Origin of the sequence: Thalassomonas sp. M1454 (genome assembly GCF_007097525.1) — a bacterium.
Lineage (GTDB): Bacteria > Pseudomonadota > Gammaproteobacteria > Enterobacterales > Alteromonadaceae > Thalassotalea_A.
In genome coordinates this window covers 183833-209819 of the sequence record NZ_VKDD01000001.1, presented here as the reverse complement: position 1 = coordinate 209819, position 25987 = coordinate 183833, and the positions used below count along the sequence as shown (strand labels likewise).

General features: G+C 36.9%; 19 protein-coding genes and 1 tRNA gene. 17 read left to right on the top strand and 3 right to left on the bottom strand.

The features are described from left to right. Window positions 1–256: 256 nt before the first annotated feature. Window positions 257–1735 carry a sulfatase gene (locus FNN08_RS00935; RefSeq protein ID WP_260679245.1) on the top strand — a complete coding sequence of 493 codons (1479 nt, stop codon included), beginning with the start codon at window positions 257–259 and terminating at the stop codon, window positions 1733–1735. 109 nt (window positions 1736–1844) lie between these two features. On the opposite strand, the gene FNN08_RS00930 is transcribed toward FNN08_RS00935, so the two are convergent. Further along, a complete protein-coding gene (locus tag FNN08_RS00930; protein ID WP_143582767.1) occupies window positions 1845–2222 on the bottom strand; it encodes a hypothetical protein in 378 nt (125 codons plus the stop codon). A 450-nt stretch (window positions 2223–2672) separates the two neighbouring features. Between FNN08_RS00930 and FNN08_RS00925 the strand changes: the two genes are divergently transcribed. The 8 genes from FNN08_RS00925 (at window position 2673) to FNN08_RS00890 (ending at window position 13397) form a co-directional block, all read left to right on the top strand. Continuing rightward, entirely contained in the window at window positions 2673–3404 is a 732-nt protein-coding gene (locus tag FNN08_RS00925) for a hypothetical protein (RefSeq protein WP_143582766.1), read from the top strand. Window positions 3405–3425: 21 nt separating this feature from the next. After that, the gene (locus FNN08_RS00920; RefSeq protein ID WP_143582765.1) at window positions 3426–6215 is read left to right on the top strand and encodes an Ig-like domain-containing protein; all 2790 of its coding nucleotides are present in this window, start codon (window positions 3426–3428) and stop codon (window positions 6213–6215) included. Then, window positions 6215–8101 (top strand): CRTAC1 family protein, encoded by a 1887-nt coding sequence (locus FNN08_RS00915; protein ID WP_143582764.1) that lies wholly within the window; start codon window positions 6215–6217, stop codon window positions 8099–8101. The genes FNN08_RS00920 and FNN08_RS00915 overlap by 1 nt, the downstream gene beginning before the upstream one ends. A gap of 41 nt (window positions 8102–8142) precedes the next feature. Then, window positions 8143–9129 carry a family 16 glycosylhydrolase gene (locus FNN08_RS00910; RefSeq protein ID WP_143582763.1) on the top strand — a complete coding sequence of 329 codons (987 nt, stop codon included), beginning with the start codon at window positions 8143–8145 and terminating at the stop codon, window positions 9127–9129. Between the two features lie 69 nt (window positions 9130–9198). Further along, window positions 9199–10239 (top strand): UDP-glucose--hexose-1-phosphate uridylyltransferase, encoded by a 1041-nt coding sequence (locus FNN08_RS00905; RefSeq protein WP_143582762.1) that lies wholly within the window; start codon window positions 9199–9201, stop codon window positions 10237–10239. Window positions 10240–10248: 9 nt separating this feature from the next. Then, on the top strand, window positions 10249–11400 hold the full coding sequence (galK, locus tag FNN08_RS00900; RefSeq protein WP_143582761.1) for a galactokinase: 1152 nt from the start codon (window positions 10249–10251) through the stop codon (window positions 11398–11400). 4 nt (window positions 11401–11404) lie between these two features. After that, entirely contained in the window at window positions 11405–12424 is a 1020-nt protein-coding gene (gene galE / locus FNN08_RS00895; RefSeq protein WP_143582760.1) for a UDP-glucose 4-epimerase GalE, read from the top strand. 1 nt (window position 12425) lies between these two features. After that, window positions 12426–13397 (top strand): aldose epimerase family protein, encoded by a 972-nt coding sequence (locus FNN08_RS00890; protein WP_185962532.1) that lies wholly within the window; start codon window positions 12426–12428, stop codon window positions 13395–13397. 142 nt (window positions 13398–13539) lie between these two features. Here the strand turns inward: FNN08_RS00890 and FNN08_RS00885 are convergent, their stop codons facing one another. Further along, window positions 13540–13743, bottom strand: a complete 204-nt coding sequence (locus FNN08_RS00885) for a helix-turn-helix domain-containing protein (protein WP_143582758.1) — start codon at window positions 13741–13743, stop codon at window positions 13540–13542. A gap of 162 nt (window positions 13744–13905) precedes the next feature. Between FNN08_RS00885 and FNN08_RS00880 the strand changes: the two genes are divergently transcribed. The 8 genes from FNN08_RS00880 (at window position 13906) to FNN08_RS00845 (ending at window position 22311) form a co-directional block, all read left to right on the top strand. Then, window positions 13906–14118 carry a hypothetical protein gene (locus FNN08_RS00880; protein WP_143582757.1) on the top strand — a complete coding sequence of 71 codons (213 nt, stop codon included), beginning with the start codon at window positions 13906–13908 and terminating at the stop codon, window positions 14116–14118. A gap of 9 nt (window positions 14119–14127) precedes the next feature. Continuing rightward, entirely contained in the window at window positions 14128–15291 is a 1164-nt protein-coding gene (locus tag FNN08_RS00875; RefSeq protein ID WP_143582756.1) for an Arm DNA-binding domain-containing protein, read from the top strand. Between the two features lie 26 nt (window positions 15292–15317). Next, complete coding sequence (locus FNN08_RS00870) at window positions 15318–15665, top strand: hypothetical protein (RefSeq protein WP_143582755.1); 348 nt, start codon at window positions 15318–15320, stop codon at window positions 15663–15665. A gap of 32 nt (window positions 15666–15697) precedes the next feature. Further along, a complete protein-coding gene (locus FNN08_RS00865) occupies window positions 15698–16045 on the top strand; it encodes a hypothetical protein (RefSeq protein ID WP_143582754.1) in 348 nt (115 codons plus the stop codon). Window positions 16046–16121: 76 nt separating this feature from the next. Continuing rightward, window positions 16122–16196, top strand: a tRNA-Arg gene (locus tag FNN08_RS00860). A 286-nt stretch (window positions 16197–16482) separates the two neighbouring features. Continuing rightward, window positions 16483–20694 (top strand): site-specific integrase, encoded by a 4212-nt coding sequence (locus FNN08_RS00855; protein WP_143582753.1) that lies wholly within the window; start codon window positions 16483–16485, stop codon window positions 20692–20694. 15 nt (window positions 20695–20709) lie between these two features. Beyond that, entirely contained in the window at window positions 20710–21627 is a 918-nt protein-coding gene (locus FNN08_RS00850) for a hypothetical protein (RefSeq protein WP_143582752.1), read from the top strand. Window positions 21628–21888: 261 nt separating this feature from the next. After that, window positions 21889–22311 (top strand): sigma-70 family RNA polymerase sigma factor, encoded by a 423-nt coding sequence (locus tag FNN08_RS00845; protein ID WP_143582751.1) that lies wholly within the window; start codon window positions 21889–21891, stop codon window positions 22309–22311. A 469-nt stretch (window positions 22312–22780) separates the two neighbouring features. On the opposite strand, the gene FNN08_RS00840 is transcribed toward FNN08_RS00845, so the two are convergent. Beyond that, a complete protein-coding gene (locus FNN08_RS00840; RefSeq protein WP_143582750.1) occupies window positions 22781–25981 on the bottom strand; it encodes an efflux RND transporter permease subunit in 3201 nt (1066 codons plus the stop codon). Window positions 25982–25987: the final 6 nt, after the last annotated feature.

The window sequence follows — 25987 nt, the reverse complement described above, 5'->3', positions numbered from 1 at the left end:
AATACTAATATACGCTATAAGAATATCTTTCTCAGATTAAAAAGCCCAATAGTTGATAATAACTATTGGGCTTTCTTCATGTTTTTACCGCAGCAGAACCACGTTAGGTAATCAGCTTGATGTTGATCATAGCCTTTTTTGTACCCATAACGATCCGTGTCACACTCAATTATCAAATAAATAATACTTGTAATTTTAAACATCATATGTTTGTATTGATGTTATCAAATTGTAAAGAACCAGAGTATTTACAGAAATGAATAAAATTAAAAATATATGTATTTGTTTAACGGGGCTCGCCCTTTATTTTTCAGCCAATACATCAATGGCGTCAGAGGTTATAACCAAAGCTGATGCTAAACGACCAAACATTTTAGTTATTTTAACCGATGATATGGGATACGGAGATGTCGGTTTTAATGGCGCGAAAGATATTTTTACCCCAAATTTGGATCAATTGGCGGCAGCAGGTACTAGGTTTGATTCGGCGTATAACGCTCACCCTTTTTGTGGTCCAAGTCGAGCTGGTATAATGACAGGTAGATATCCGCATAAATTTGGTTCGCAATTTAACTTACCTACCAGTAACCGCTCAGGCGGCATTGGCATTCCTGTTAATGAAACTTTCATCAGTGAAGAGCTCCAAGATGCTGGTTACTTTACTGGTGCTATTGGCAAGTGGCACCTTGGCGAAGAAGCACAATACCATCCTAATAATCGTGGTTTTGACCAATTTTACGGTTTTTTAAATGGTGGCCACGACTATTTCCCTGAAAACTTTAAAGCGGCATATGAGCGTCAACGAAAGCGCGGTATGAACCACACAATTTTTCATTATTTGCGTCCATTAGAGCGTAATGGCGTAGAAGTCGATGAAACAGAATATGTGACCGATGGCTTATCACGTGAAGCTCAAGGGTTTATACGTCAAGCATCAAAGAATAAACAACAACCATTCTTTCTATATTTAGCATACAACGCACCTCATTCACCGATGCAAGCAACCAAAGATGATCTTGAGGTATTTAAGCATATAAAAAATGAAAAGCGTCGCATTTATGCGGCGATGGTTTATGCCGTTGATCGTGGAGTAAAGAAAATAGTCGATACCTTAAAAGAAACAGAGCAGTTAGATAATACTCTTATTGTATTTTTTAGTGACAATGGTGGCCGAGCTGACTATGGAGCGAGTAACTTTCCATTAAAAGGGGTTAAAGGTTCTGTGCAAGAAGGTGGTTTTAGAACGCCGATGTTTTTTCACTGGCCACAAGGAGTTGAGGCAGGTAAAGAATATATTCACCCAATATCAACACTCGATTTATATCCAACTTTTGCAAGTTTAGCCAACGCAAAAATTGCCAATACCAAAAAACTAGATGGTAAAAATCTTTATCCATTTTTAGCTAATAACAAAAGCGCACGACCTGGTGAAATGATCTACGCACTTCGCCATCGTAAGGGGCTTTCTCAAGCTTCCGCAAGAAGAGATAATTTTAAAGCAATCAATGTAGGTAAAGTTTGGAAACTTTATGATATCGAAAAAGACCCTGGCGAAGAAAATGATCTGAGTGAAAAATATCCGATTATTTTACGAGAAATGGTTGCTGAAATGGAAATATGGAGCTGGAGTAATACTCAACCGTTATGGTTTCATATTCAAAAGGAAGGCTTTGAGTGGCGCGAAAAATCAATGCCACGATTCCATGAAACTTTTGCTCTCCCCAAGCTAAATTAAACATTTAGTGAGCATTGGCCTAGTATTTCGTCATTATACTAGGCCTCCTTTATTCTCTGAAAGTTGTCCTTTTACAACAAGATATTGAGCTGGCTCAAGGCATTGACATTTATTGTTTCTTGCACATTTTCCGTCTAGCCTCGCCAATATAAAGAACAATCAAAGCGATTATAACGACCAATGCTACCGTAACCCCGACCTTGTCATAATGGTAATAAGTAACACCTGTTTGCATGCTCATTATTGGTACAAGGAAACTTACTAAATTAAATTTCCAGAACATGCCGCTGCATTTTTTATACTTACTAAGCATATATAGCCAAACAGTCGTCAAAAGAATAACTGGAGCAGTTATGAAAAGATGAATAAGTAACTGCATACCACTTTCTTCGTGCTGAACAATCCAACCATGAAGCGATAGATAAATAACAATTGCGAAATACATATTTACAATGGAAATTAAAACGGCAGATGTAATGTTAATCATATGACTCCTTGCAACTAACGCCAGTATGTTTTTCCGGTATTCTTTAATTGCTTAGTTAAATATTGAATCGCAAAAGCCAAATATTATGACTATAAGATGTATTTATACCATCTTTTATCATAACTCAGGCATGTCAAGTTCGTTAGGTCCTTTAATCAAGTAGCAGCACTCAATGCTTTAGCATTTTGATTTTATACATACGTTATTATTAACCATTTAAAGTAAGTTTTACTATTAATTGTAGATAATTTAAACATTGCTTCTCTATAAATATAGATAGTTAAATTGCTAATCTATTGTATTTAATTGTTTTTTATAGTTTTCGTGGGTTGTTAATTATTCGTTGCAAATTTAAACATCATATGTTTGAATAGTTAGTATCTTATGTTTTTTTAGTATTTGATAAATATACACTGAAATAAATTCAACAATATTGTTTGGAGAAAATTGATGGTAAAGCGATTGCAAAATGTTTGGATGGTTATAGCTGCCCTAGTGCTCTCAATTAGTGTACACGCTAATGAACAAGAAGGTGTTATTTCGCTTTCTGTACCAGACAAAATAGGCTTTGCGGAGCGTCCAATTATTACTGTTGATGTTGATATTGCTCAAACTAGAGATCTTTATGTCGCGTTACAAAATGGCAAAACGTTTAAATCGATCAAATCACAATTTAAACGTATTTCAAAGTCTGGTACCTACAAATTTCAACTTGATGTTGGCACGTTAAAACCAGGAAGTTATCGCTGGAATGCTTATTTAACGCCTAAAGGAAAAAACTGGAATTTTAGATTAGCAGATTCGACTATGGCGATGATGGATGTCGTAAATAGAGAGTTATACAAAACCCCTGTTGTGTTAGGCACTAGCGACAAAATTAGTAAAGTTAACTGGCCTGATCAAATTAATGATGACAATAGTTATGACTTGTCGATTGATTTTGACGTTACCGAGCCAAGAATCTTACATGTAAAGTTGTTAGAAAGTGAAACTTGGAAAGAATTTGGAGCAATAGAATTTCCGGTTAAAGAGCCTGGCAATATGACCTTGCCATTTGAACAAATCGTGACAAATTTTCCTGCTGGCAGATATGCATGGGTGATCTATTTAGTGGATGAAAAAGGCCAACAGCTCGAAAAACGCAAATTTGGTAAACATTTTAATATAGCAAACGCAAAATAGCGTTCGGTTTTAGGTGGAATAATGAAAAAGGCAATAACTCTTGCGTTGTTAATAATTATGCAATTTAGCAATGTTCAAGCCGGCGTATATAATGGTCCGACAACCGATCAAAAATTTACCGAATTACTTAATCAAGTTACTGATAAACGTGCCCAACTTGTAGCTAAAATGGAGGCTGTTAAAGCGGCGGGTTATAGTACTGATTACGCGCAAGTCTCTATCGTCACAATTGATCTGTTTAAAGATAAATTTGCGCCGTGGGATAGAGCCAACCCTGAACAAGTGCAAGCGATGTACGATGCTAAGAGTTTTGGTCGTTTCGATCCGGTTGGTCCTATTGGATTACCATTTGATGAACTGGCGGATTGCCTTGAAGTCGCAGATGCCGCAATTGCCGAACTAGACTTGCAATTAGAACAACAAATTAAGTTAACCGTTCCACCTAATTTTGCCAAGACCAAGCTTGAGCTTATTGATGATACATATCAACTTGACGATCAGAAAGTATTTGCCAGTAAGTTTTTTTGGCAGCCAATCGATGAAGAAGTTTTGCAAGCGTTTGGTCGAGGCGGAGAATCGTATTATTCAGCTAACGATCTAGATTCAGAGTTTGAAGTAAAGAATAGTAGACGTTCATATTTCATAGATAGAGTAGAAGGTGAAGTAGAATCCAACCGTGCACCATTGCAATTTTTCCTCGGGCATACAGTGCCAAGTGGCGGAATATTGCGTCAAAATTACCCACAAACATTTGCCGATGGTTATCGAACGTTTACAGATTACGATATTGATGATCCTAATGTTCGTATCTGGTTAGATAATCTCTTTGAAAAACAGCTAAAAGATGGTGTTGAGGCTGCAAGTGAGTTAGAACGTGTGCATATGATTGCCAATGAACCAACTTTTGCGATTGCGGGATCAGGCAACGACCATAGAACCACTGACGGTGTCACTCAATTTACAATGGATAAATACCGTCAATTTTTAATAACTAAATACGATACTATTGAAAAGCTGAATCAAGTTTATCAAACGAACCATGCGTCATTCTCAGCCGCCACTTCACAATACACCATACCATTGGCCCATAATTATCGCGGCGGACCTGTTTGGTATGATTGGCATATATTCAATTTAGAGCGAGTTAATGACTGGTTTACTTACCTTCATAATGGCGTACATAGCGTCGACAGTAATGCTAAAACTCACGTAAAAATACTTGGCGAGCGTTCAGTTCATTACCCTGACTTATCTGAAGGCATCGATTTTGAATACGTAACAAATTTAGTTGATATTCCAGGTACCGATTCACAAATGTCTTCATATGCTGCCGAGTGGAATTTACGTTACAGTCAAGGTTGGCGAGATAGATCGAGTATTGAATGGCGCAGTCAGTCGATAATGCTTGATTTTATGAAGTCAATTGCGCCTGAAAAACACTTATATGATTCTGAGTGGCACGCTTTTTCAGGCTCTAGGTGGCGCGATTATCATATGTCGCCTGAGTACGTCAGAGCTACAATTTGGTTAGGTGTTACCCATGGTTTAGGCTCTGTCACCACTTGGGTGTGGAATCGAAAGGCCGATGGTTCAATTGATAATAGAGCAGACTTTATTGGTACCAGTGTCACTCAACCTATCCAATTAGATGCCTATGGTCGTGCAATTAAAGAAGTGAATGCTCATGGTAATGATTCTATGTCATTAACACCTGATGAACGTAAATTAATGTTGTTTTATAACAAGGATACGGTTATTCAAGACGACACTTATACCCTAAAGCTTACCGATGTTTATGAAGCATTAAAGTTAACCAATGCCGCAGTCGGTTTTGTTACCCCAAGCACTCTGGCTAATATTAACAAAGACGAGCAAGTCGTCGTCGTTTCGCCAACAACATATATGTCAGATAGCGACTTTAATGCCCTACAAAACTTTGCCGATAATGATGGCCAAATTGTATTAGTAACCGGCAATGATGATTTTGCTATGACTGAAATCGGTAAAACAAGATCAAACAACACGTTAACTGGGACTCTATCTTCATTTAGTTTTAGTAACGTATTGAAAATGAGCCAGCTGTTTGAGTCTCATTTAGCGAGTGCCGACATTTGGCCAGAATTGCAAATTGTTGCCAGAAATTCTGCAGGTGAAAGAAATTATGGTGTATTAGTGAGTCAACTGAAAAAAGAAGATGGTAAATACGTTACTTCTTTAATCAACACCAGTCAGCAAACCCTTTTCATTGATCTAACTGCTGGTTCGTTTAAGCCAATAAGCATTAAAGACAAAATCAGCCAAAATACAGAATCTAACGGTTTTGAAATGAAACCGATGGATGTAAGGTTTTTAGAGCTGTCGTCTGCGCTTGAAAGTAACGTTATAGAGGTCGATTCTATTGCCCTTAGTAGCCCTGCACAATCGTTAAAGGTTGAAGAAACGTTAGCATTGAAAGTGGCTATATTACCCATTGATGCCACAAATCAAGAAGTGTTATTTTCATCGAGTGATGAATCCATTGCCAGTGTTGATTTAAACGGTATGGTAAAAGCATTAGCTGTTGGTGATGTGACTATTTCGGTTGTTGCTAAAAATACTACTAAGTCAGCTCAAATTAGTCTGAAAGTTGAGGCTAAAGAAACTACAAATGATAACTCTTCAAACACTGACAACAACCAACAAATTCAATTACCTGAACAAGGTGAGAAATCATCTGGTGGAAGCCAGAGCATTTTACTTGTGTTAATTGTTATCGGCTTTGTAAGAGCCTTTTCGTTTAAAACGAACACTACGATAAAGGTTAATAAATAATGAAGCATTATTTTGTATTTGCAGCAATAGTAGGTGCTGTTTCAATTAGTGCCTGTCAAAGCAACGTTAGCTCGAATAAGAGTTCAGCTACTAGATCTGCAGCACTATTTTCTCAAGCAGATAATAGCGTCATTAGTTTTCCGGCTTTGTCTCGCCGGAAATGGGATAGCCCACTGATCGTTGATCTTGATTTAGACGGATTTCAGGATTTATTAGTAACGGAACATGGCCAGGCTGCAAGTATTTACTGGAATAATAATGGCACATTCTCTGAACCAGTGGTTGTCATTAGAGGTGATACTCACGGTGCGTCTGCTGCCGATTACGATGGTGATGGCAAAGTCGAACTTGTTATATCGCAAGGCGGCGGCGCTGGCACAAACCCTAGATTACCAAAAGTGTTTGAAATTGATGGGCAAAGAAATATATCTAAAGGCAAAACGTTCGATCACTTTGAAAAAGGCCGAGGGCGCGCGGTTAAATATGTAGACGTAGACAATAATGGCGATCTAGATATGGTGTTGTCTGGTTTTCCAATGAAATCACAAAAACAAGGGGCTAATCACCTTTATAAAAATGATGGTAATGGAAACTTTGAATTTGTTGGCCATTTACCGCAAGCCAAATGGCTAGGCTATCGCGTTTTAGTAACAGACTTTAATAATGACTATGACAGCGATTTAATATTTTATGGTGGTGCAGACTTAACTGCTGTGCAGGGCAGCAAAGGTTTCGATTTTACCAATGTTACGGCGTCAAGCTTTGGTGAGTTAAGAAATATCTCAGATATTAGCAGTATTACAGAAATCGATTTTGATAATGATGGCGACCAAGATTTATTTTTAACTCGTGCAAAGCATCAATTTAAGCCTCAAACTTTTCTAGATCAAGAGCTTAAAACGTTTGCCTTTTTTGGACGTTTTAAGCCATTTGCATTCGATGATTTACAAATCCAAGGCGATTTAATACTTGAAAATCTACAAATGGCGTATCCGAGTTATGATGTGTTCGTTGGAGCAAACAAAACACAACTCGCACAAGGTGCAGACAGAGGTGCAGAGCGAAATTACACCATAAGCCAAAGTGAGGCTAAAGGGTGGCCAGAGCAAAGAGCTGAGAAAGGTTTATATATTGGTTATCTTGGTAATGATATGTGGCGTATCGCCATTGACACCAATTCCACTACTGCAGCAGTGGTTCATAACGTATTAAATACGCCATCAACGATAACTCAACAAGAGCTACCTGCTTATTTGCTAGAAAATAAAGGCGGAAAGTTTGTTGATGTGACTCAATCGCTCAACGTAACCGTTGGCGGTCAATCTACAAGTGCTACTACAGGTGACTTTAATAATGATGGTTGGCAAGATTTGTTAATTGTTCCTTATGGCAATATGGCTAATACCCAACACCCAATATTATTGCTGAATCAACAAGGTAAACAATTTAATCAAGACAATACTCATGGCCTATATGCGGGCGAGCTCGGTGTGACAGGTGGGAGTATTGAAAATTTTGATTACGACAGTGATGGAGACCTAGACATCATTTATTCTCATGAACGCGGTAAATGGCATTTATTTGAAAACTCAACCAATAAACTAGCTAGCAAGGAGAGAAACTTTATCATTGTTGATGTAAATACTTCACCTAAGCATAAAGTGAGTTCAATCGCTGCAAGCGTTGAAGTGCAAGCTTGTGATAAATCAATTGTACGCCGCGTTGGGGCAACCTCGTCGCCATTTTCTCAAGGTGAAAATACTAAATTGCACTTTGGATTAGGCAGTTGCAATAAGGTTGATAGCGTTAATGTTGTATGGAGTAACCTTGAACGCCAAAGCATCAATAACGTATCGATAAACACATTAACTAAAATCGGCAATTAATATTGGCCTAATCGCAAGACACTTAACTTAGAGTTGGAATTATGAACCATAAGAAATTTACAAATAAGCTATACAACCCTTTAGCTTTACTATCTTTATTGATGTTTTGTACGTCAACACAAGCGCAAGTGTTGCCGTTTTCAGATCAAGAAAATAAAGGTAACTGGCACCTTAATAAAGAAGTTAGTGACGAATTTGATGGGCCTGTGCTTGACGAAGGTCGCTGGTATATTGTTGGCAAACTTGAAGACGGTTACCCTGTATACAAGCACCCTGATAAGCCAAATAAAAAAGTATGGAAAGGCAGAGCTCCGTCGCAATTTTCTGGCGATAATTACCGTTTAGAAAATGGCCGTCTTATCTTAGAAACAAGGTGGCAACCAGATTTTCCATTTGAAGAAAAAATGCATACTCCTGTTTTTGGTGAAGCACTTAAGTATGAAAATATCACGACTGCCTGCTTAATAGGTCGTAAAGAGTTTAAGTATGGTTATATTGAAATCAAGAGTAAAGCCGCTGATGCTGAAATATCGAGTGCTTTTTGGGCAATGGGTGAGCGCTTAGAAATAGACTTTTTTGAGTTGTTTGGTAGTTCAAGCCAACCGAATAAAAAGCACCTTGATAGCCAACTTTGGTGGTCAATTCGTGATTGGAGTAAAACGGTTAAAGGCAAACCAACTTACACAGAGCGTAAAAACCTAGGTTTTAGAGTTGCTGATGACTTTCATGTGTATGGTTTCGAGTGGAATGAAAAAGGTGTGAAGTACTATGTTGACGGCAAGCTTTTTTCAGAAGTAAGCGCAGAACAAGCGACTAAATATGCTCGAGAAAACCTTGAAGTACCAGATGATTACAATGGTTATGTTGCAACAAAACCAATTGCCTTGTGGTTAGATCAGGAAACTTTTCCTTGGCATGGTGTGCCAAAAAGTAAGGAAGATTTAGAACGAAATAGTCCCGAAGGTGAAAAGGATGATGGCGTTGTCGATTTTGAAATCGAATATGTACGTGTGTGGCAACAGAAATAGTCGTTGTTTTAAGTAAATTTATAAATCTAAACTTTCCGATATTGAAAGAACAAAATTAGGAATAATAGAATGAGCTGTCAATTTGACCCTACAGAGCACCCTCATCGCAGGTTTAATCCGCTAATTGGTGAGTGGGTATTAGTATCACCGCATCGAGCAAAGCGGCCTTGGCAAGGGCAAGAAGAGGCAACAGATGTTGAACAAAAACCATCTTATGATGAGTCTTGTTATTTGTGTAAAGGCAATACGCGCATTAATGGCGTGAAAAACCCTGAGTATACTTCTACTTTTGTATTTACCAATGACTTTGCTGCATTAAACGAAGATACGCCTGAGTTTAGTAGCGAAGACCCGCTTTTTAAAATAGCGTCTGAGCGTGGTGAAAGCCGAGTTATTTGTTTTTCTCCCGATCATGGTAAGTCTTTGCCAGAGTTATCACAACAAGCCGTTGTTGATGTGGTTAGTACATGGCAAGAGCAGTGCGCAGATTTAGGCAAAAAATATAACTGGGTACAAGTATTTGAAAACAAAGGTGCCGTAATGGGGTGTTCAAATCCTCATCCACACGGACAAATTTGGGCGCAAAATCAATTACCAACATTAGTCAGCAAAAAACAACATAATTTGAGTGAGTATTTTGCCGAGCATAAATCAAATTTACTCTTAGATTATGTACAACGTGAACTTGAGCATAAAGAGCGTATCGTTGTTGAAAATAGCGATTGGCTTGTTGTTGTTCCGTACTGGGCTGCGTGGCCGTTTGAAACCTTACTATTACCTAAATTTTCTGTGCAACGAATGACAGATTTAAATGCAGAGCAAAAACAATCTCTTGCCGATATCTTGCGAAAGATAACAGCGAAATACGACAATTTATTTCAGTGTTCATTTCCTTATTCTATGGGCTGGCATGGTGCGCCTTATGATGGTGAAAATCATCCGGAATGGTTGTTACACGCGAGTTTTTTACCGCCATTATTGCGCAGTGCCTCAGTAAAGAAATTTATGGTGGGTTATGAAATGTTGGCAGAAGCACAACGAGATTTAACGGCAGAGCAAGCTGCGACAAGACTTGCAGCATTAAGCGAAACCCATTACTTAAACGGTTAGGTATCAGATATGAATTTAGTAAATAACGCAGAAAAAGCATTCACAGAATTTTTTGGTTATCAATGTGCCCTTAAAGTAAGAGCACCAGGCAGAGTGAACCTTATTGGAGAACACACTGATTATAACGATGGTTTTGTATTGCCTTGTGCGATTAATTATCAAGCTGTCGCACTGGCAAGTAAACGTGACGATAACGTAATTCGAGTATTATCGGTCGATTATGATAATGCTGTTGATGAGTTTTCCCTTGATGAAGATATTAAACACAATCGCCAAGGTTGGGCTAACTATGTTCGTGGTGTAGTCAAATACCTGCAACTCAATGGTTTTAAGTTATGTGGCGCGGATATTGCCATTAGTGGCAATGTGCCACAAGGTGCAGGTCTTAGCTCATCAGCTGCACTAGAAGTTGTTATTGGTCAGTGTTTTAAAGAGTTGTGCAATTTAGATATAAGCTCACAAAAAATAGCACTGATAGGTCAAGAAGCTGAAAACAAATTTGTTGGTTGCAATTGCGGCATTATGGACCAATTAATTAGCGCTCAAGGTGAAGCTGGGCATGCATTATTAATTGATTGTCGAAGCTTAGAAACAAAAGCGGTATCGCTACCGAAAGGTGTCTCTGTATTAATTGTAAACTCAAATAAAAAACGTGGTTTAGTGGATAGTGAATACAACACACGCCGTGAACAATGTGAGCAAGCAGCAGCGTATTTTAATGTGCCAGCATTGCGAGATGTGAATATTGAACGGTTTAATCAAGAATCAGGCGATTTAGAACCAATTGCAGCAAAGCGTGCAAGACATATCATCACCGAAAACCAAAGAACAGTAGAGGCTGCTGATGCTATGCAAGCTGGCGATATGGAAACATTGCAGCGTTTAATGGCTGAGTCTCATGCTTCAATGCGTGATGACTTTGAAATTACCTGTAGTGAAATAGATATTCTTGTCGACATTATGAAAGAGTCAATAGGAGAGCAAGGCGGCGTTCGTATGACCGGTGGCGGCTTTGGTGGTTGTGTGGTTGCTTTAGTGCCAACGGCAATGGTTGAAAGTGTCGTTTCTGCAGTTGAAGCGCAATATCAACAAAAGACGAGCTTAGAGCCATCGATATTTATTTGTACCGCGCAAGATGGTGCAGGCGTATTTAGCGAGTAAAATTATGAATGTATTAGTGACAGGCGGCGCAGGATATATTGGCTCACATACTGTATTAACTTTATTGGCTGAAAATCACTCTGTGGTCGTGTTTGATAATCTATGTAATTCAAGTATTGAAGCGATTAAGCGTGTTGAGCGTTTAAGCGGTAAATCTGTAACCTTTATTCAAGGTGATGTGTGTGATAAAGCACAACTAAACGAGTTGTTTATTGGTAATGATATCGATGCTGTTATCCATTTTGCTGCGCTTAAGGCGGTTGGGCAATCAACCCAAATGCCACTCGAATATTATCAAAATAATGTTTATGGTTCATTGTGTTTACTTGAAGTAATGCAGCTGCATCAAGTAAACAATTTTGTATTTAGCTCTTCAGCGACGGTTTATGGTGAAGAGGCACAACCACCTTACTTAGAAACAATGAAACTTGGTACAACAGCAAGTCCATATGGCGCGACCAAGGTAATGGTCGAACGCATTATTGAAGATTTTGTTAAAGCTAATAATGCGTTTAGAGCGGTATCACTGCGTTACTTCAATCCAATTGGCGCTCATGAAAGCGGTGAAATTGGCGAAGACCCGCTTGGCATACCAAATAATTTATTGCCTTATATTGCACAAGTGGCGGTAGGTAAACGTGACAAACTTAGTATTTTTGGCAACGACTACGACACAGAAGATGGCACTTGTGAACGTGATTATTTGCATGTGATGGATTTAGCACAAGGGCATGTGGCGGCGCTTGATTGGTTAGAGAATAATCCTAATTTTAATGGTGCTGAAGTATTTAATTTGGGCACAGGAAATGCCGTGTCAGTATTGGAAATTGTTGCCGCGTTCGAGCAAGCTTATGGCAAAACGTTAGCTTACGAATTTGCCCCACGTCGAAGCGGTGATTTACCAGCTTTTTGGGCGGATGCGAGTAAAGCTAATAGTCAACTTAACTGGCAAGCGAAAAGAAGCTTATTGCAAATGATGACAGACACCTGGCGCTGGCAGTCAAATAACCCAAATGGCTATTGATATGAGTATTAAGCAACAGATATTAACCAATAGTAATGGCATGCAAGTAACGGTAGCTAACTTTGGTGCCCGTATTGTATCGATTAAAATTCCCGTCGATGGCTCTTTAGAGGAAATGTTAGTAACTCATCAGGAAGCTGATAATTTTATTGATGATGAATACTACCTAGGGGCTACTTGTGGCAGAGTCAGTAACCGAATTAGTGGAGCCAAATTTTCATTAGATAACACTTGTTATCACCTACAAAAAAATGACGGAGATAATTGTTCACACAGTGGTTTTGATAGTATTTCTAATCGCTTTTGGCAAGTTGATAATGAAAATAATCAAAACAATGTGGTTAAGTACTCACTAACTTGTCCTGATATGAAAACAGGATTTCCTGGCGATTTAAGCATCATTGTTGAATACGTATTGTTTGATGATAACCGCTTACAAATTAACTATGTAGCCACGACCAATAAGGCGACACCAATTAACCTTACCAACCATGCCTATTTTAGTTTAGGTGCTCAAAGTGCGCATGAATTAAATGTACAAATTAATGCTGATAACTATTTACCTAAAACCTCAGACAATTTACCAACTGGCGAGGTTAAATCGGTAAGTAATTCGGACTTTGATCTAAGAGAGCTACAAAATATTGGTACAATTGAAGCGAGTGCCAGTGACGTTACTATTGCTAGCGGATTAGGTTACGATCATTGTTTTATCGTTAATGATAATACTAAGCCTGTAGCGACCTTAATTAATCCTCAAAATAATATTAGTCTACAAGTATCATCCGACCAAGCTGCTATACAGCTCTATACCGGTAAATATTTGCAAGGCAGCTTTACCCCATTTCAAGGAGCATGCCTTGAGGCTCAAGGGTATGTGAATGGGATAAATCAAGGTAACTTTCCTAGCTCGGTATTAGAGCCGGGAGATACATACAAGAAAACAATTGAATATTTGTTTATCTGGGACTAACCTTCGCGATAACTTAAAGCGAAATATTTTGAATATGCTAGTGGTATTTTAGTGGAAAAGTAGCCTCTATGTTTTCTAGTCGTGAGTAAAGATGATTATCTTTGCTCGATTATTGAGATGTTGAAAAATCTATTTTTTATTTTTAAGGCTTTTTTAATTCATATAAATCACTTATTCCTACATCTAAGTATACACAAAGTTTCTCAATTATATCTAACTCAACCCTAAGCGATTGTTCATGATACATGCGCGTAATAGTCCCTCTATTAATACCTGTATCTTTAGCAACATCAGCTATTTTTAAGCGTTTTTCACCCATAATCCTCGACAGATGACATTTAATCATAATTATCCAAATCTTATTATTTAGTTCCTTTATATAAAGTAATCCTAAAGTTATTTATTATCAATAAATAATCTCTAGAAGATTAAAATGTTCATATTTAGTTCTTTATTCGTATTGTTAAATGTAAGTAGATTTTAGAGACTCATTTACTGGGAGCACGCCATGCAAACTTATTTAACAACTAATGAATTATCTGAACGAATTAAATATGAACCTAGAACAATAACTACCAGATTAAAAGATTCTGTTCTTATTGAAGGTCGGCATTATATTCGTCCGTTTGGTGGCCGTAAAATTCTTTACATCTGGGAGCAAGTTGAAGAAACAATGCTTTCAACAAACATGAATAATGACCTTATGATTTCTTTGCAATAAGGGGCGGTTATGTCATCTATCAGAGAAAGAAATGGCAAGCTAGTTTTTGATTTTATGTATCTTGGGATTCGATGCAGAGAGACAACTAAGCTAGTTGATAGTCAAAGCAATAGGAAGCAGGCTGAAAAGATATTACAAAAAATTGAAGCTGAAATTGTCTTAGGTCAGCTAGATTATGGGCGTTATTTTCCTAAATCGAAGAAATTACACAAATTCGAAAATATTAACTCTCAAAGTAAAGAGCTTGGTAGTTCAATACCTACGTTATTCAATTTTTATCAAATTTGGCTTCAGGAAAACTCAGCACCTTGGAGGATTACTTATTACAAAACTATTAATGGCATGTTTGAAAATTATATTTTGCCAAGTTTAGGTAATAAACGACTCGATGAAATTACTAAATCTGATCTATTGATTTTTAGATCAAATCTAATTCATACGAAAGGTAGAGCGGATGTTTTATTAGGTAAGAACCATATTAATAAGATGATTTCAAAGCTATCAACAGTAATTAAAGAAGGTGCTGAAAGGTTCAAATTTGAAGACCCAACTCGGAAAATAAAACCACTAAAAAAAGATCGAGTAGAGGTAAATCCTCTATCAATTGAAGAGGTAAAGTTATTTTTATCCATTATACGTTCAGACTATCGTATTTATTTTATCACTCGATTTTTTACAGGGGTTAGATCTGCAGAAATATATGGATTCAAATGGAGTGATTTTGATGAATCGAAACGCCTTTTATATGTTCAAAGGGTAATCGTAAATGGAGAAGTTTTAGAGCCTAAAACAGAAAAGTCATACCGTTCAATTGAGTTGTCACAGCTAGTCTTTAACTCCTTGCTTGAGCATAAAAAGACAAGCTTATTTACCGATGAAGATGATTATATCTTTTGTAATAACCAGGGTAATCCATTAAATAATAACAATATAAGTAAGAGAATTTGGCATCCAGCACTGCGTTTATTAAAGATGAAACCAAGAAGAATGTATGAGACTCGTCATACCGCTGCATCTTTATGGTTATCATCGGGCGAATCACCTGAATGGATAGCAAAACAACTTGGGCATTCAACAACAGAAATGCTGTTTAGAACATATAGCAAGTTTGTTCCAAACATAACTAGAGAGGATGGAAAAAGATTTGAACGCTTTATAAAGGATGTTAAATAACTTACTACTTATTTCGGAGTACGAATATGAAAGACTTTAATGATGCAAATAATGTTAAACGCGTGGTTCAAAAAATTGATTATCTATCGAGTAAAAAAGTATTACTTGAAGGGGTAAAGTTTAGGACTATTGAAAGACATAAATTAGAAGCAACTAGAATATCCGACAAGCTTTATAGAAATTTATATCTGCAAGAAAATGGTCAGCTTAGTTCCTTTTTAGGATTACCTAAATTAGGAAATTACGAAGCTATATATGCTTGGGTTGTTGATTATATGGTTAAAGGTCACTACCCATATTTAGAGGTAAGTTTTAAGGAGGTTAAATGTGAATTTTATGAATTAATTATGAACATGAATAATACAAGTAATTAGAAAATTTTTAATATGTTAAGAAAGGACAGGATATGAAAACAGTTAATGATATTGAAGAAATTGGTAGAATCCAAAGTGAAAGTACTAAGTTGTTATCAGCATTGCTACAACTAAAAATCCGTCAAAAGACTATAGTTAATCACTATAAAAGTTTAGCTGATGAAATAACAATAAAGCTAATTAGATCTATGAACGTTACTCGTAATTTTAATCTATATGAGTATTACAATTTACCAAAAATTAATAACCAAGAAGTCATTTTAGCTTTGGTATTAGATCAATTAGTAGAAGGAAATATAGATCTTGAAGCTTATTGCATTAAAGATATTGAAGAGGCTTTTATTGTAGATTTGATGAATCGTATTGAGCAGACTCAATAAATAGTAATTTATAGTTAAAATGCATAAGTCTCTATGGATATAACAAGGAATATCTAATAGAATCCCTCCTTAATGCGCTCTCGTGGTGAAATGGATATCACATGGACCTCCGGAGTCTAGGTTGCAGGTTCGATTCCTGCCGAGAGCGCCATTTCTAAATTTCAATTCAATCGTAAAATTCACTAAATTTGAAGTTCATTCCAGCTTAACTTTAAGAGAAAGCTTTAAATAACACCACTCTTAATCGTTAAACAAAAATAAATCAGAGATTTTTGTAGTTTATAATTCTATATAAATCTATTTTATTAGTTATTTATGCTGCATTTATTTGTTTTATTAGGTATTTGTTGTTTATTTCGTTTTTTTGAATATTTTTTGCGTATTTTCAGAAAAAGTTACACAGGTATTTAGATAGGACTAATTAAGGACTATTTAAAATGAATGAAATAAATGAAAACATAACCCTTCCATACGCAGTTAAAGATCTTAGCTGTGCTTTTAGTTTAACCTTTAACGGTGACACTACTCCTACGAATTTACCAAAGTTTAATATTCTAATCTCTAGGCTAAAAGATATAAGTGAACGACTCCCTGATGCATCAGTTTTTATTCCTTTATTGAGAGAAATGGATTCTTTTGAGCATGAGAAGTTGCAGCTACATTCTTTTGAAGAAAATCATACCCACGCTGACTACCCTATTTATTATTTATTCCAAGAAATTGATGAAGATATTTGGGACTCTGGCAATGACTTCATATCAATTATATGCTGCTCCATATTGCACGGTGGACAATTGCCTATATTTAATAATAAAGCGAATAAAATAAGGTTACTCCTTGGCAATGCGGACTTAGTCAATAATGTAACCGCTAGATTAAATTTAAAAGCGATAAAACGTAAAACTGACTTTAAATCAAAGGCTCAGTTACTCCTCGAACAGTTGGAAAAATTCCTTTATACGGATACTAATACGGCTTCAAATAAAACCTATTTTGGGTATATAGAGGCTGCTTTTTATGCGGTAAAAGATATGGTTAAAGCATTTTGGCCTGTAGGGGAAAATGAGTTAAAAGTTTCTAGCACTCGGTCTAACTTATCTTTGGCAATCGAAAACTCTTTTAAATACAAGGCTCTTAATATCGGTGACAATAGCCGAGACCCCTTACAAAATAACTTCCCTCAGCAATCTCGCTGGGTTCTGATGAATGAGGAAGCCATCGCTATTTACGGGCAACTAAATTCGATTCATAAAACTAGCGATAATAACTCTGATAAAAAAGCATGCTTTTCGCTGATGCTATGCTTGGAGCTTGGGCTTGACCCAACCTGGCTAGACCGAGTTAGTGTTACTCAAAATTTTGATACTAGTGAGATATCTTCTTTATCAGCAAACCAAATATTAGTTATGGCATCGGGCAGCTATTTTTTCAGAGTTCCCGTGTTGGGTGAAAAAAGAATCGACCAAGTTGCTAACGGTCGTTTTATTAAGAAAGGCCATCAAACTCACTTGGAGTTTTCTTGTTCGGCTGGTATTCGAGAGCTTTTAGATACGTATCAAGATCAGGAGTTTGGTACAAGTGAAAATCTAGCATGTATTAAAAAAGTAATAGAAAAACTTCGCGGTAGGTTAGGTAATAGAATCGATTTGAGGTTGATTCGAGAATTTAGATTCAACGCATTTTATAGACAGTGTAAAGATGAATTGGTCGCCACGCTGATGACGCCGATTTCAAATTATCGCCCTCCGACAGGAATTTATTATACCCATATTGAATTATCTAAAATTTATCATGTTTATACCTGCGCAATGGAACTGGTTCATGGTATCCACTTTGTAGAACAACCAATGAAGCCTGGTTATATAGGATCGCGATTTGCGATCGATGAGGACAAGTTAGTTGACTGGGTAAAGTGCAAGAACAAGAAAATATCAGAGTTGAAAGTAAAAGATCGGAGTATTCATAGTTTAATTGAATATCATAACGAATACACTTTATATGTAGCAACAATAGCCATGCTTTTAACCGGGCACAGAGCTGTTAATGATGTGTTTAATGAGCGGAACTTTTTCTTTTTGGAAGAAGAGTTGCTAGCTATTTCCGATAAGAAGACCGACACAAATAATTTAAGGTTTGTGCCAGTAGTTTCGTTATTAAAATGCCAGATCGAAAATTATCAAAGTCATTTAGCTAATTTAGTAGAAAGAATTTACCCTCATAATGCTACTTTAGCCGGTAATATTAACTACACGGCAAAACCTCAAAAAGCACATTATAAACCTTTCTTTTTTGTGATAGAGAATGAAAATCTTGAAGGAATATCACGATCTGTTCTTCAAAATTTTTGGGGGCCGGAGTTTGATCTGCCCGCAAATTTTAATAGATACTTTTTATCGTCTTACTTGACCAAACAAAAGGTACCTCGCGAATACATAAATAACCTTTTAGGTCATTTAGAAAAAGGCCAAGATCCTCTAAATATAAATAATCCAATCAATATCCAAATACTATTAAAGCCAGTAAAGAATGGGTTGGAATACTTTGCTAGTGATATTTTAAAAATTACAGCTGTAAAAGGGCTGCGAGGTATAAATTCTGATGTTTTAAAGCTTAATCACCACTTCGAAATATCTACTAACAAGTTTGGATCAAGTGACAGAGAAAAGAGGGTTGATAAAGAGAAAAGAAAAGCTAAAAAATTAGTTGATACATATTTAAATGAGCATATCCCAAGGCTTTTATCCAAGAGTAATGCAGTACTAATTTCAGATATAGAAAAGCAGTCAATGGAGCAGTGCGCGGAACAAGCTCCCAATAGGATTCAAGGAAAAGTAAAAAGTCTGATTCAGCAGAGAATTGATGAATATTATAAATACTTTAATCTAAAGCCCCTCGTTCTTTGGCGTAATGTTGGCGACGAATTAAAATATATAAAATCGTTTAAAGAATTGGCATCAGCTCAGCAGTTTTTAATCGTTCATAAGTCTGTAGACGCGAGATTGTTTGATTTAATTGATGTAAATAACGATAAAAAATTCAAGGAAATTGTCGTATTAAACTATTTTTCGGCTTTACTCCGTAATTTGCCTAAATATGTTTCTCTAGCCCAGTTTATCGAGATGATAAGTGTGCCAGCCGAAATTAGAAATGGTCAATATTACTTCCCAATAACGCATGGTAAAAGTCAATACAATTGGTTTCCTTCAACGAATATTCTTGCCTTTATTAAAACTTTTAGAAAAAAGTTATCTACTTCTAAAATTACTATTTCGACGCCAGTAATTGAGAAAGTCAAAAATGAAATATCAGCCATTACAAATACCCGAATAACTGTTGATAAAGTGAAAAAACTTGGAAAGTACAGCGCTTTATTCTATTCCTCGCCGAGTGAATGGAATCAGCGCATTGGTAACGTATTATTTCCTAGGCAGAATATTCCTGCGAACTCTAAACCGTTTAAAGAAAAGCGTAACTTTAAAATTAGTAGTAATTCTGAAGAGTTCTTGTCTTTCATTCACGAAATAAACGATATACGAAACAACTACAATGCAATGCGAGCTAGCGAGTATCGAATAGAATTGCAGAAAGTACTAACTAAACATGAGTTGAGTTGCTGCCCTTTAACAAATTTCTATACTCAATGGGGCCAGTTGATGATCGATACAGGAACTGTAAAGGCAGGAAGCCCAGCAGTATCTACGATATGCCAATATTTAGCTGAGCCGTCACTTCTAGCCCTAGATTATAGTCAACTTCTTAATATTTTTGTTGGTGACGAGTATGATCAAGCTGAAACTTTTGAAGAAATACTAGATGGGGAAAATTCCACAGAGAATAGCCATCCAGTACTAATGAACTTGCAGCGCTTCTTAGTTTTAGGTTTAGGTAAATCTCCAATTCCTTTTAGCTCTAATTTTCACAAAGAGATTCATGTGAATACTAATGTCTTCAGCGAAGAAGAGATTAAGAAGCTTGTTACAAATAATATATTTGAAGATAAAGAAAAGTTATTTATCTCTTTATTAATAGATACGGGGGCAAGGGTAAGCGAAATATATTATTTGATCAATCGAGATGTAAGTGAAAAATTTAGCCATATTATTTTCAGAAATAATGCATTAAAACGTTTAAAAAACAGGCACAGCCGTCGAGTTTTTTCCTTTAATGAACTTAGTGACGAAACTTTATCGTTGCTATATGAAATTAAAAGTATCGTTGATCCTAAAACTGGAAAGAAGCTAGCAAAACAAGCAGCAATATTTGATCGAGAAGGTTTATCCTTAAATCAGCCAACCTATAATCAATTTAAAAATACTCTTAATTTAAAGATCCAAGAAATTATTGGACGGCCAATCACCTTAAGAAGTATTCGACATTATTTTGCTAGTCAAAAATTTAATAATAATAACTACACATCGTATAGAGAAGTTTGGCAATACTCGGCTATCCAAGGACATGCAAGTCCGGATTCAACTCAACTGTACTATATACAAGATGCATTCGCAGAAAATCCAATCATTCCAATTACTTCTATACAACTAAGTCAATTTACCGGACTAAGCGTCGATAATATTCGTCAAATTAGAAGTAGAAAATATAGAGGTATTGAGAAAGAAATATCGAACGCATTAATTTTAAAAAACAAATAACTAAAGGAATTTACTATGCAATATAACCTACTAGAATTTATTAACAAAAAAAGTCATGAAGAGAGTAAAGATATTTTATCTATCACTATAAGTAATGAATTATACGGCGATGCGTTGCCTAAATTGACGAAGAAAATTTGCCAATACTTGGGACACGATAAAGATTTTGAAGAGCAGTTGAATCACCCCAAAACAAATGTTGAAATTCAGCGTGCAGATAATATAGAACGTGTGGGTTTGGCGTTTGTCCCTAAGGATGACTGGGAATTGGAATTAGTCACACCATTGGCTGAAGATATTTTGGTTGTGGCTAACGCTTTAAATAAAGCTGTAACTCAGCTTGATAAGCTTGCAGAGCAAAGTGAAAATCAAAGTAACAATTTTAAATATCAATATAACAAAATGGTTGATAATCACTGTCAAGTTGCGGGGCAGCAAATCGTCATTAAGAGTAAAGCTTTTGAAAACCTTATTAATGATTATATTAAGTTAATTCCAAAATTTCCTACAGAGTGTCAAATTACTAATTTCACATGTATTACGGATGATTCCGATGAGCCTTTGTCAGATACAGCAATAAGTGACTCGCATCTTAATACAAAAAACTCTGAGGTAATCTCTCCTATTCATTACGTTGCACCAAAGAACTCAATCGCAACCCGCAAAGTACAGAATAAAACGGAATCACTTACCCAAACGATAAAAGGCCAGCTAATAACTCTAGGCTGTGAAAATAACGAACACATAGAAATTAAACTTCGACGTGGAAAAAGTAAAATTTTTATATCTGCTGGATGTGAAAAATATTATGAACTTTTTAAATTTAAAGGCAAAAAAACTTATATTGAGTTTCAATTAAGAAGGAAAAGCATTGACCATGAAAAATACCTTATTACTAATTATTTAACATACGAGGAAGAATTTTTACTTTAAACTTTTAGCGCATAAATTATGGGTGACTTGTCGCCCATAAAAACAATGAGAAATTGTTATCTCCATTAACTTGAAATGCGAGATAGCTAAATGTTTACAAACCTAAATGAAAATAAAGCGTCGATTAGTCTAAATGATATAAATAATTTCAAACAAGGAGATATGAAAGCTGGCAATAAAATAATTTCCTTTTATAGCTCAGCTATAAAAGGAAAGGTATACGAGGAGTTTAGCGTTTCCAATTTGGGAAATCACATATCAATGGATGACCTGGTTCAAGAAGCTACCATTCATTTTATGGATGCTATGCAAAAATATGAGCATAATCATAATGACTTCTATGTTGGCGCCTTGTTTAATTATTGCATGCGCAATGCTATCTGGCGCATACAGGATTTAATTAAAAAAGAGCTTCGCAATAATAAACTTGTGGAAATTGTCGATATTGAAAATACTGCCGAAAATAATGGTTATATACCTGATATGACCAGTATTTTTATTCATGATGAATGTGACCAGTTTATACAAAGCTTTCCAGAGAGAAATCAAAGAATTTGGAAACAAGTGATGCGTAATGGTGTAGGTGTGCATGAATTAGCTGACGAACATGGCATCTGCTCTCATCATTGCAGAAAAATAGTTAAAGCTATTAATACTGAAATATCTTCTCAGTACTCAGCTTAATAGGAATTGAATCAAATAGCTCATTTTAGAAATTTAAGTCGTATTACTAAAACGAGCTATTGATTAATTTCATCCTCAAACATGGATCATTATGAGAATTATAAAAACCTCGATGTACCTTTGTAAGGAGCTACCAAAAGGTAAAGCTTTAGTTGTTTCAACCGATAAAGATGGCCTTCCTATGGTCATAAGGGGGCTTTATAACTCCATTTATATCTATTGAAGAGGTCTGCCTTGCACTCAATTTGAGTGAACCCCAATTACTTTGGGAACGAGATGAGGATATTGAGTTATAACTACTCAATGATATCACCCTAAACGAGATACGGGATCTCATTGAACGTGCTGAGAGGCTGTTTTGTGCCAATAAGAGACCTTCAATTCACTTATTAATCTACTCGTGGGGAGCACTTCATATGCCAACCTGAATAGCCCCACCCAAAAAATGGAATGGGGCTAAATGGAATTGCTATAACCTAAACTCTTTTAATTTTTCTTTCGAAAAGAACTGGTATAGGCTTGGCACAACAAAAAGTGTCAATAACGTTGCCGTTATCAATCCGCCAACAATCACACTAGCGAGGGGCTTTTGTATTTCCGAACCAACTCCACTTGATAACAGCATCGGTATCAAACCTAGTGCGGATGTAATTGCAGTCATAAGCACTGGGCGTAACCTTGAAGTCGCACCATCAAATATTGCTTCTGCTGTCGCATGCCCATCTTTGACTCGTTTATTAATGCTTTCCACCATGACAACACCATTAAGTACCGCTACGCCAAACAAGGTAATAAAACCAACAGAACTTGGAACTGAAAGGTATTGACCAGAAAGGTATAGTGAAAATACGCCCCCTATAACGGCTAAGGGAACGTTAAGCAGGATCAACATAGCCTGGCCTACAGAGCCAAACGCAAAGTAAAGGAGTAAAGCTATCAAAGCCAACGATAACGGTACTACAATAGAAAGGCGCTGTTGCGCTCGTTGCTGGCTTTCGAATTGTCCACCTATCGAGATGGAGTAACCTGCTGGTAATTTTACCTCAGAAGCAATCGTTGCCTGAATATCTTTAACCACACTTCCCATATCACGGCCTTGGACGTTAGCTTGAATGACTACTCTACGCTGTACATCGTCACGCCTAACCTGTGGAGGGCCAGACTCAAAAGACACAGATGCTACATCACCAATTCGCACCCAAGCTCCTGTAGGAGATTGAAGCCTTATATCAGCTATTGCTTCACTGTTAGCTCTGAATTCCTCATCTAGGCGCACGTAAATATCATAACGTTCATTACCATTAATAATTTGACCAGCATCAACTCCACCGATCCCGTCTTGAACAACTTCCATGACATCACCAACAGATAAACCATATCTAGAAAGCTCAAGCCTATTAGGAGCAATAACAAGTTGTGCTTCACCTGCAATCTGCTCAAGTGCAACGTCTTTAGCACCATCAATTGACTTAATCGCAGTTTCTATTTCTCGCCCTTTGTTTGCGAGTACCTTTAAATCAGAGCCAAATAATTTAATGGCAAGTTGTGCTTTTACACCTGATAGCAACTCATCTACACGCGTGGCAATCGGCTGCGAGAAATTTAGTAACAGCCCCGGATACTCTTCCAATGAGCGCTCCATTTTATCTTGCAACTCATAACGATTAGATGCGCTTGTCCAATCCGAAACAGGCTTGAGACCGATGTAAATTTCAATATTGTTCACAGGTTCCGGATCGCCGCCAATCTCTGCTCGACCAATCCGGCTCAATGCGTAAGTCACTTCAGGGAAAGCCATCAGCTTTTCTTCCAACACAGGCGTAACCGAAAGAGCAGTTTCCAAGCTAGAAGAAGGAGCCAACGTAACTCTTAGGTTAATCGTTCCTTCTTCTAATTCTGGCACGAATTCAGTTCCAATTTGTGGAATAACTGCCGCTGCTGAAACGACAAGCGCTAATGACACAAAAACAACGAACTTGGTTTGCTTTAAAGCGATTTTCAATGACTTTCGATATAAAATATCGATGGGCTTTAAAATCAAACTTTGCCTTTCCTTGATACCTTTTTTAAACATGAAAGTAGCAAGTGCAGGAACAATAAATAAAGCAACGACAATAGCCGATACCACGGCTAGCATTATGCTTACAGCCATTGGTTGAAATAGCTTTGCTTCTACTCCTTCGAAACTAAACAATGGTGTAAAAACGACAAGAATAATTGATGCTGCAAAAAAGACTGGGCGAGCAACTTCTTTACCCGCTTCTTTTAGTCGTAAATCAATTCCTTTTGAGTCACTTTCAACATCATGGGGATCGACATCTGTTGCGGGCACTCGCTTATGAACTTCATTATAATGAGTGGGGTCTGGACGGTTTAAATGTTTAAACATGTTTTCAACCATAACAACTGAACCATCGACTAACATGCCAATAGCTACAGCGATACCACCAAGCGACATCAAGTTGGCTGAAATACCTAACCAAGCCATTACCATTAATGCAATACCAATAGAAATTGGAATTGAGATAAGCACTAAAAATGTGGCTCTTAAATTCATTAAAAAGAGCGCCAATACAATGGTAATAAAGATAAAAGCTAAAGTAAGAGCTTCAACGACGGTTGTCACCGCTTTTTCAATTAGATCTGCTTGGTCATAAAAAGGCTCAAACCTTACACCTTCAGGTAAAGCCTGATTGATAAGCTTAGTTCTGGCATTAATCCCATCTATCGTCGCTTTGGTATTCGAACCCATGCGCTTTAAAACAATGCCAGATACTACTTCACCTAAGTTTTCAACAGCGCCATTATCAGCTTTACGTGTCATTGTGACAGCACCTTGTCTGATCTCCGAACCGAGTTCTACTTTAGCAACATCAGACACTGTAACTACGACACCATTAAGTGTTTTCACAGGCACTTGCTGAATATTTTTAAGACCTTTTTCACCACTTTCGAACCAACCAGTACCTCGAATAACTAGCTGTTCTTGCCCTCGATTCATGTACCAGCCACCAACATTAGCGTTGTTATTTTCAAGCGCTGATACCACATCTTCTTGAGTTAACTCATAAGACAATAACTTGGAAGGATCGACATTGACCTGATATTGACGAACATTACCGCCGAATGACAACACATCTGTCACGCCGTCTACAGGCATTATTAGTAGTTTAATGATCCAGTCGTTCAGACTTCTAAGCGCCATCGAGTCATACTTGCTTGTGTCATCTGAAATCAGCAAATATTGAAATACTTGCCCTAAACCAGAAGTGTTAGGCCCCATCTCTGGCGTTCCAACCCCAGTAGGTATAAGCTCCTTCGCAGCCTGTAAGCGTTCAAAAACCAATTGCCTAGCAAAAAATATATCTGTCCCTTCTTTAAACACTACGGTGACACCCGATAAACCTGTTTTTGATATAGAGCGCACTTGTTCTACATCCGGCAATGCGTACATCACAGCTTCTATTGGATAGGTGATAAGTTGCTCTACTTCTTCAGCGGCTAACCCTGGCGCTTCGGTATTAACGGCAACTTGTACATTTGTTACATCTGGAAACGCGTCTAAATTCAACTTAGGTATAGTGATAACTGCACTTGCTATCAGCGCAACTACTGAGATTAATACGAGCAATCTGTTGTTAATAGACCAATCAATAATTCGATTAAACATGGCTGG

What these genes read in the sequence shown, in the direction of transcription:
- FNN08_RS00875 (WP_143582756.1), top strand. Translation starts at nt 14,128, where the DNA reads ATGTCATCTATCAGAGAAAGAAATGGCAAGCTAGTTTTTGATTTTATG.
- FNN08_RS00925 (WP_143582766.1), top strand. Translation starts at nt 2,673, where the DNA reads ATGGTAAAGCGATTGCAAAATGTTTGGATGGTTATAGCTGCCCTAGTG.
- FNN08_RS00880 (WP_143582757.1), top strand. Translation starts at nt 13,906, where the DNA reads ATGCAAACTTATTTAACAACTAATGAATTATCTGAACGAATTAAATAT.
- FNN08_RS00920 (WP_143582765.1), top strand. Translation starts at nt 3,426, where the DNA reads ATGAAAAAGGCAATAACTCTTGCGTTGTTAATAATTATGCAATTTAGC.
- FNN08_RS00930 (WP_143582767.1), bottom strand. Translation starts at nt 2,222, where the DNA reads ATGATTAACATTACATCTGCCGTTTTAATTTCCATTGTAAATATGTAT.
- FNN08_RS00870 (WP_143582755.1), top strand. Translation starts at nt 15,318, where the DNA reads ATGAAAGACTTTAATGATGCAAATAATGTTAAACGCGTGGTTCAAAAA.
- FNN08_RS00845 (WP_143582751.1), top strand. Translation starts at nt 21,889, where the DNA reads ATGGATGACCTGGTTCAAGAAGCTACCATTCATTTTATGGATGCTATG.
- FNN08_RS00890 (WP_185962532.1), top strand. Translation starts at nt 12,426, where the DNA reads ATGAGTATTAAGCAACAGATATTAACCAATAGTAATGGCATGCAAGTA.
- FNN08_RS00915 (WP_143582764.1), top strand. Translation starts at nt 6,215, where the DNA reads ATGAAGCATTATTTTGTATTTGCAGCAATAGTAGGTGCTGTTTCAATT.
- FNN08_RS00905 (WP_143582762.1), top strand. Translation starts at nt 9,199, where the DNA reads ATGAGCTGTCAATTTGACCCTACAGAGCACCCTCATCGCAGGTTTAAT.
- FNN08_RS00850 (WP_143582752.1), top strand. Translation starts at nt 20,710, where the DNA reads ATGCAATATAACCTACTAGAATTTATTAACAAAAAAAGTCATGAAGAG.
- FNN08_RS00935 (WP_260679245.1), top strand. Translation starts at nt 257, where the DNA reads ATGAATAAAATTAAAAATATATGTATTTGTTTAACGGGGCTCGCCCTT.
- FNN08_RS00855 (WP_143582753.1), top strand. Translation starts at nt 16,483, where the DNA reads ATGAATGAAATAAATGAAAACATAACCCTTCCATACGCAGTTAAAGAT.
- FNN08_RS00865 (WP_143582754.1), top strand. Translation starts at nt 15,698, where the DNA reads ATGAAAACAGTTAATGATATTGAAGAAATTGGTAGAATCCAAAGTGAA.
- FNN08_RS00885 (WP_143582758.1), bottom strand. Translation starts at nt 13,743, where the DNA reads ATGATTAAATGTCATCTGTCGAGGATTATGGGTGAAAAACGCTTAAAA.
- FNN08_RS00910 (WP_143582763.1), top strand. Translation starts at nt 8,143, where the DNA reads ATGAACCATAAGAAATTTACAAATAAGCTATACAACCCTTTAGCTTTA.
- galK (WP_143582761.1), top strand. Translation starts at nt 10,249, where the DNA reads ATGAATTTAGTAAATAACGCAGAAAAAGCATTCACAGAATTTTTTGGT.
- galE (WP_143582760.1), top strand. Translation starts at nt 11,405, where the DNA reads ATGAATGTATTAGTGACAGGCGGCGCAGGATATATTGGCTCACATACT.
- FNN08_RS00840 (WP_143582750.1), bottom strand. Translation starts at nt 25,981, where the DNA reads ATGTTTAATCGAATTATTGATTGGTCTATTAACAACAGATTGCTCGTA.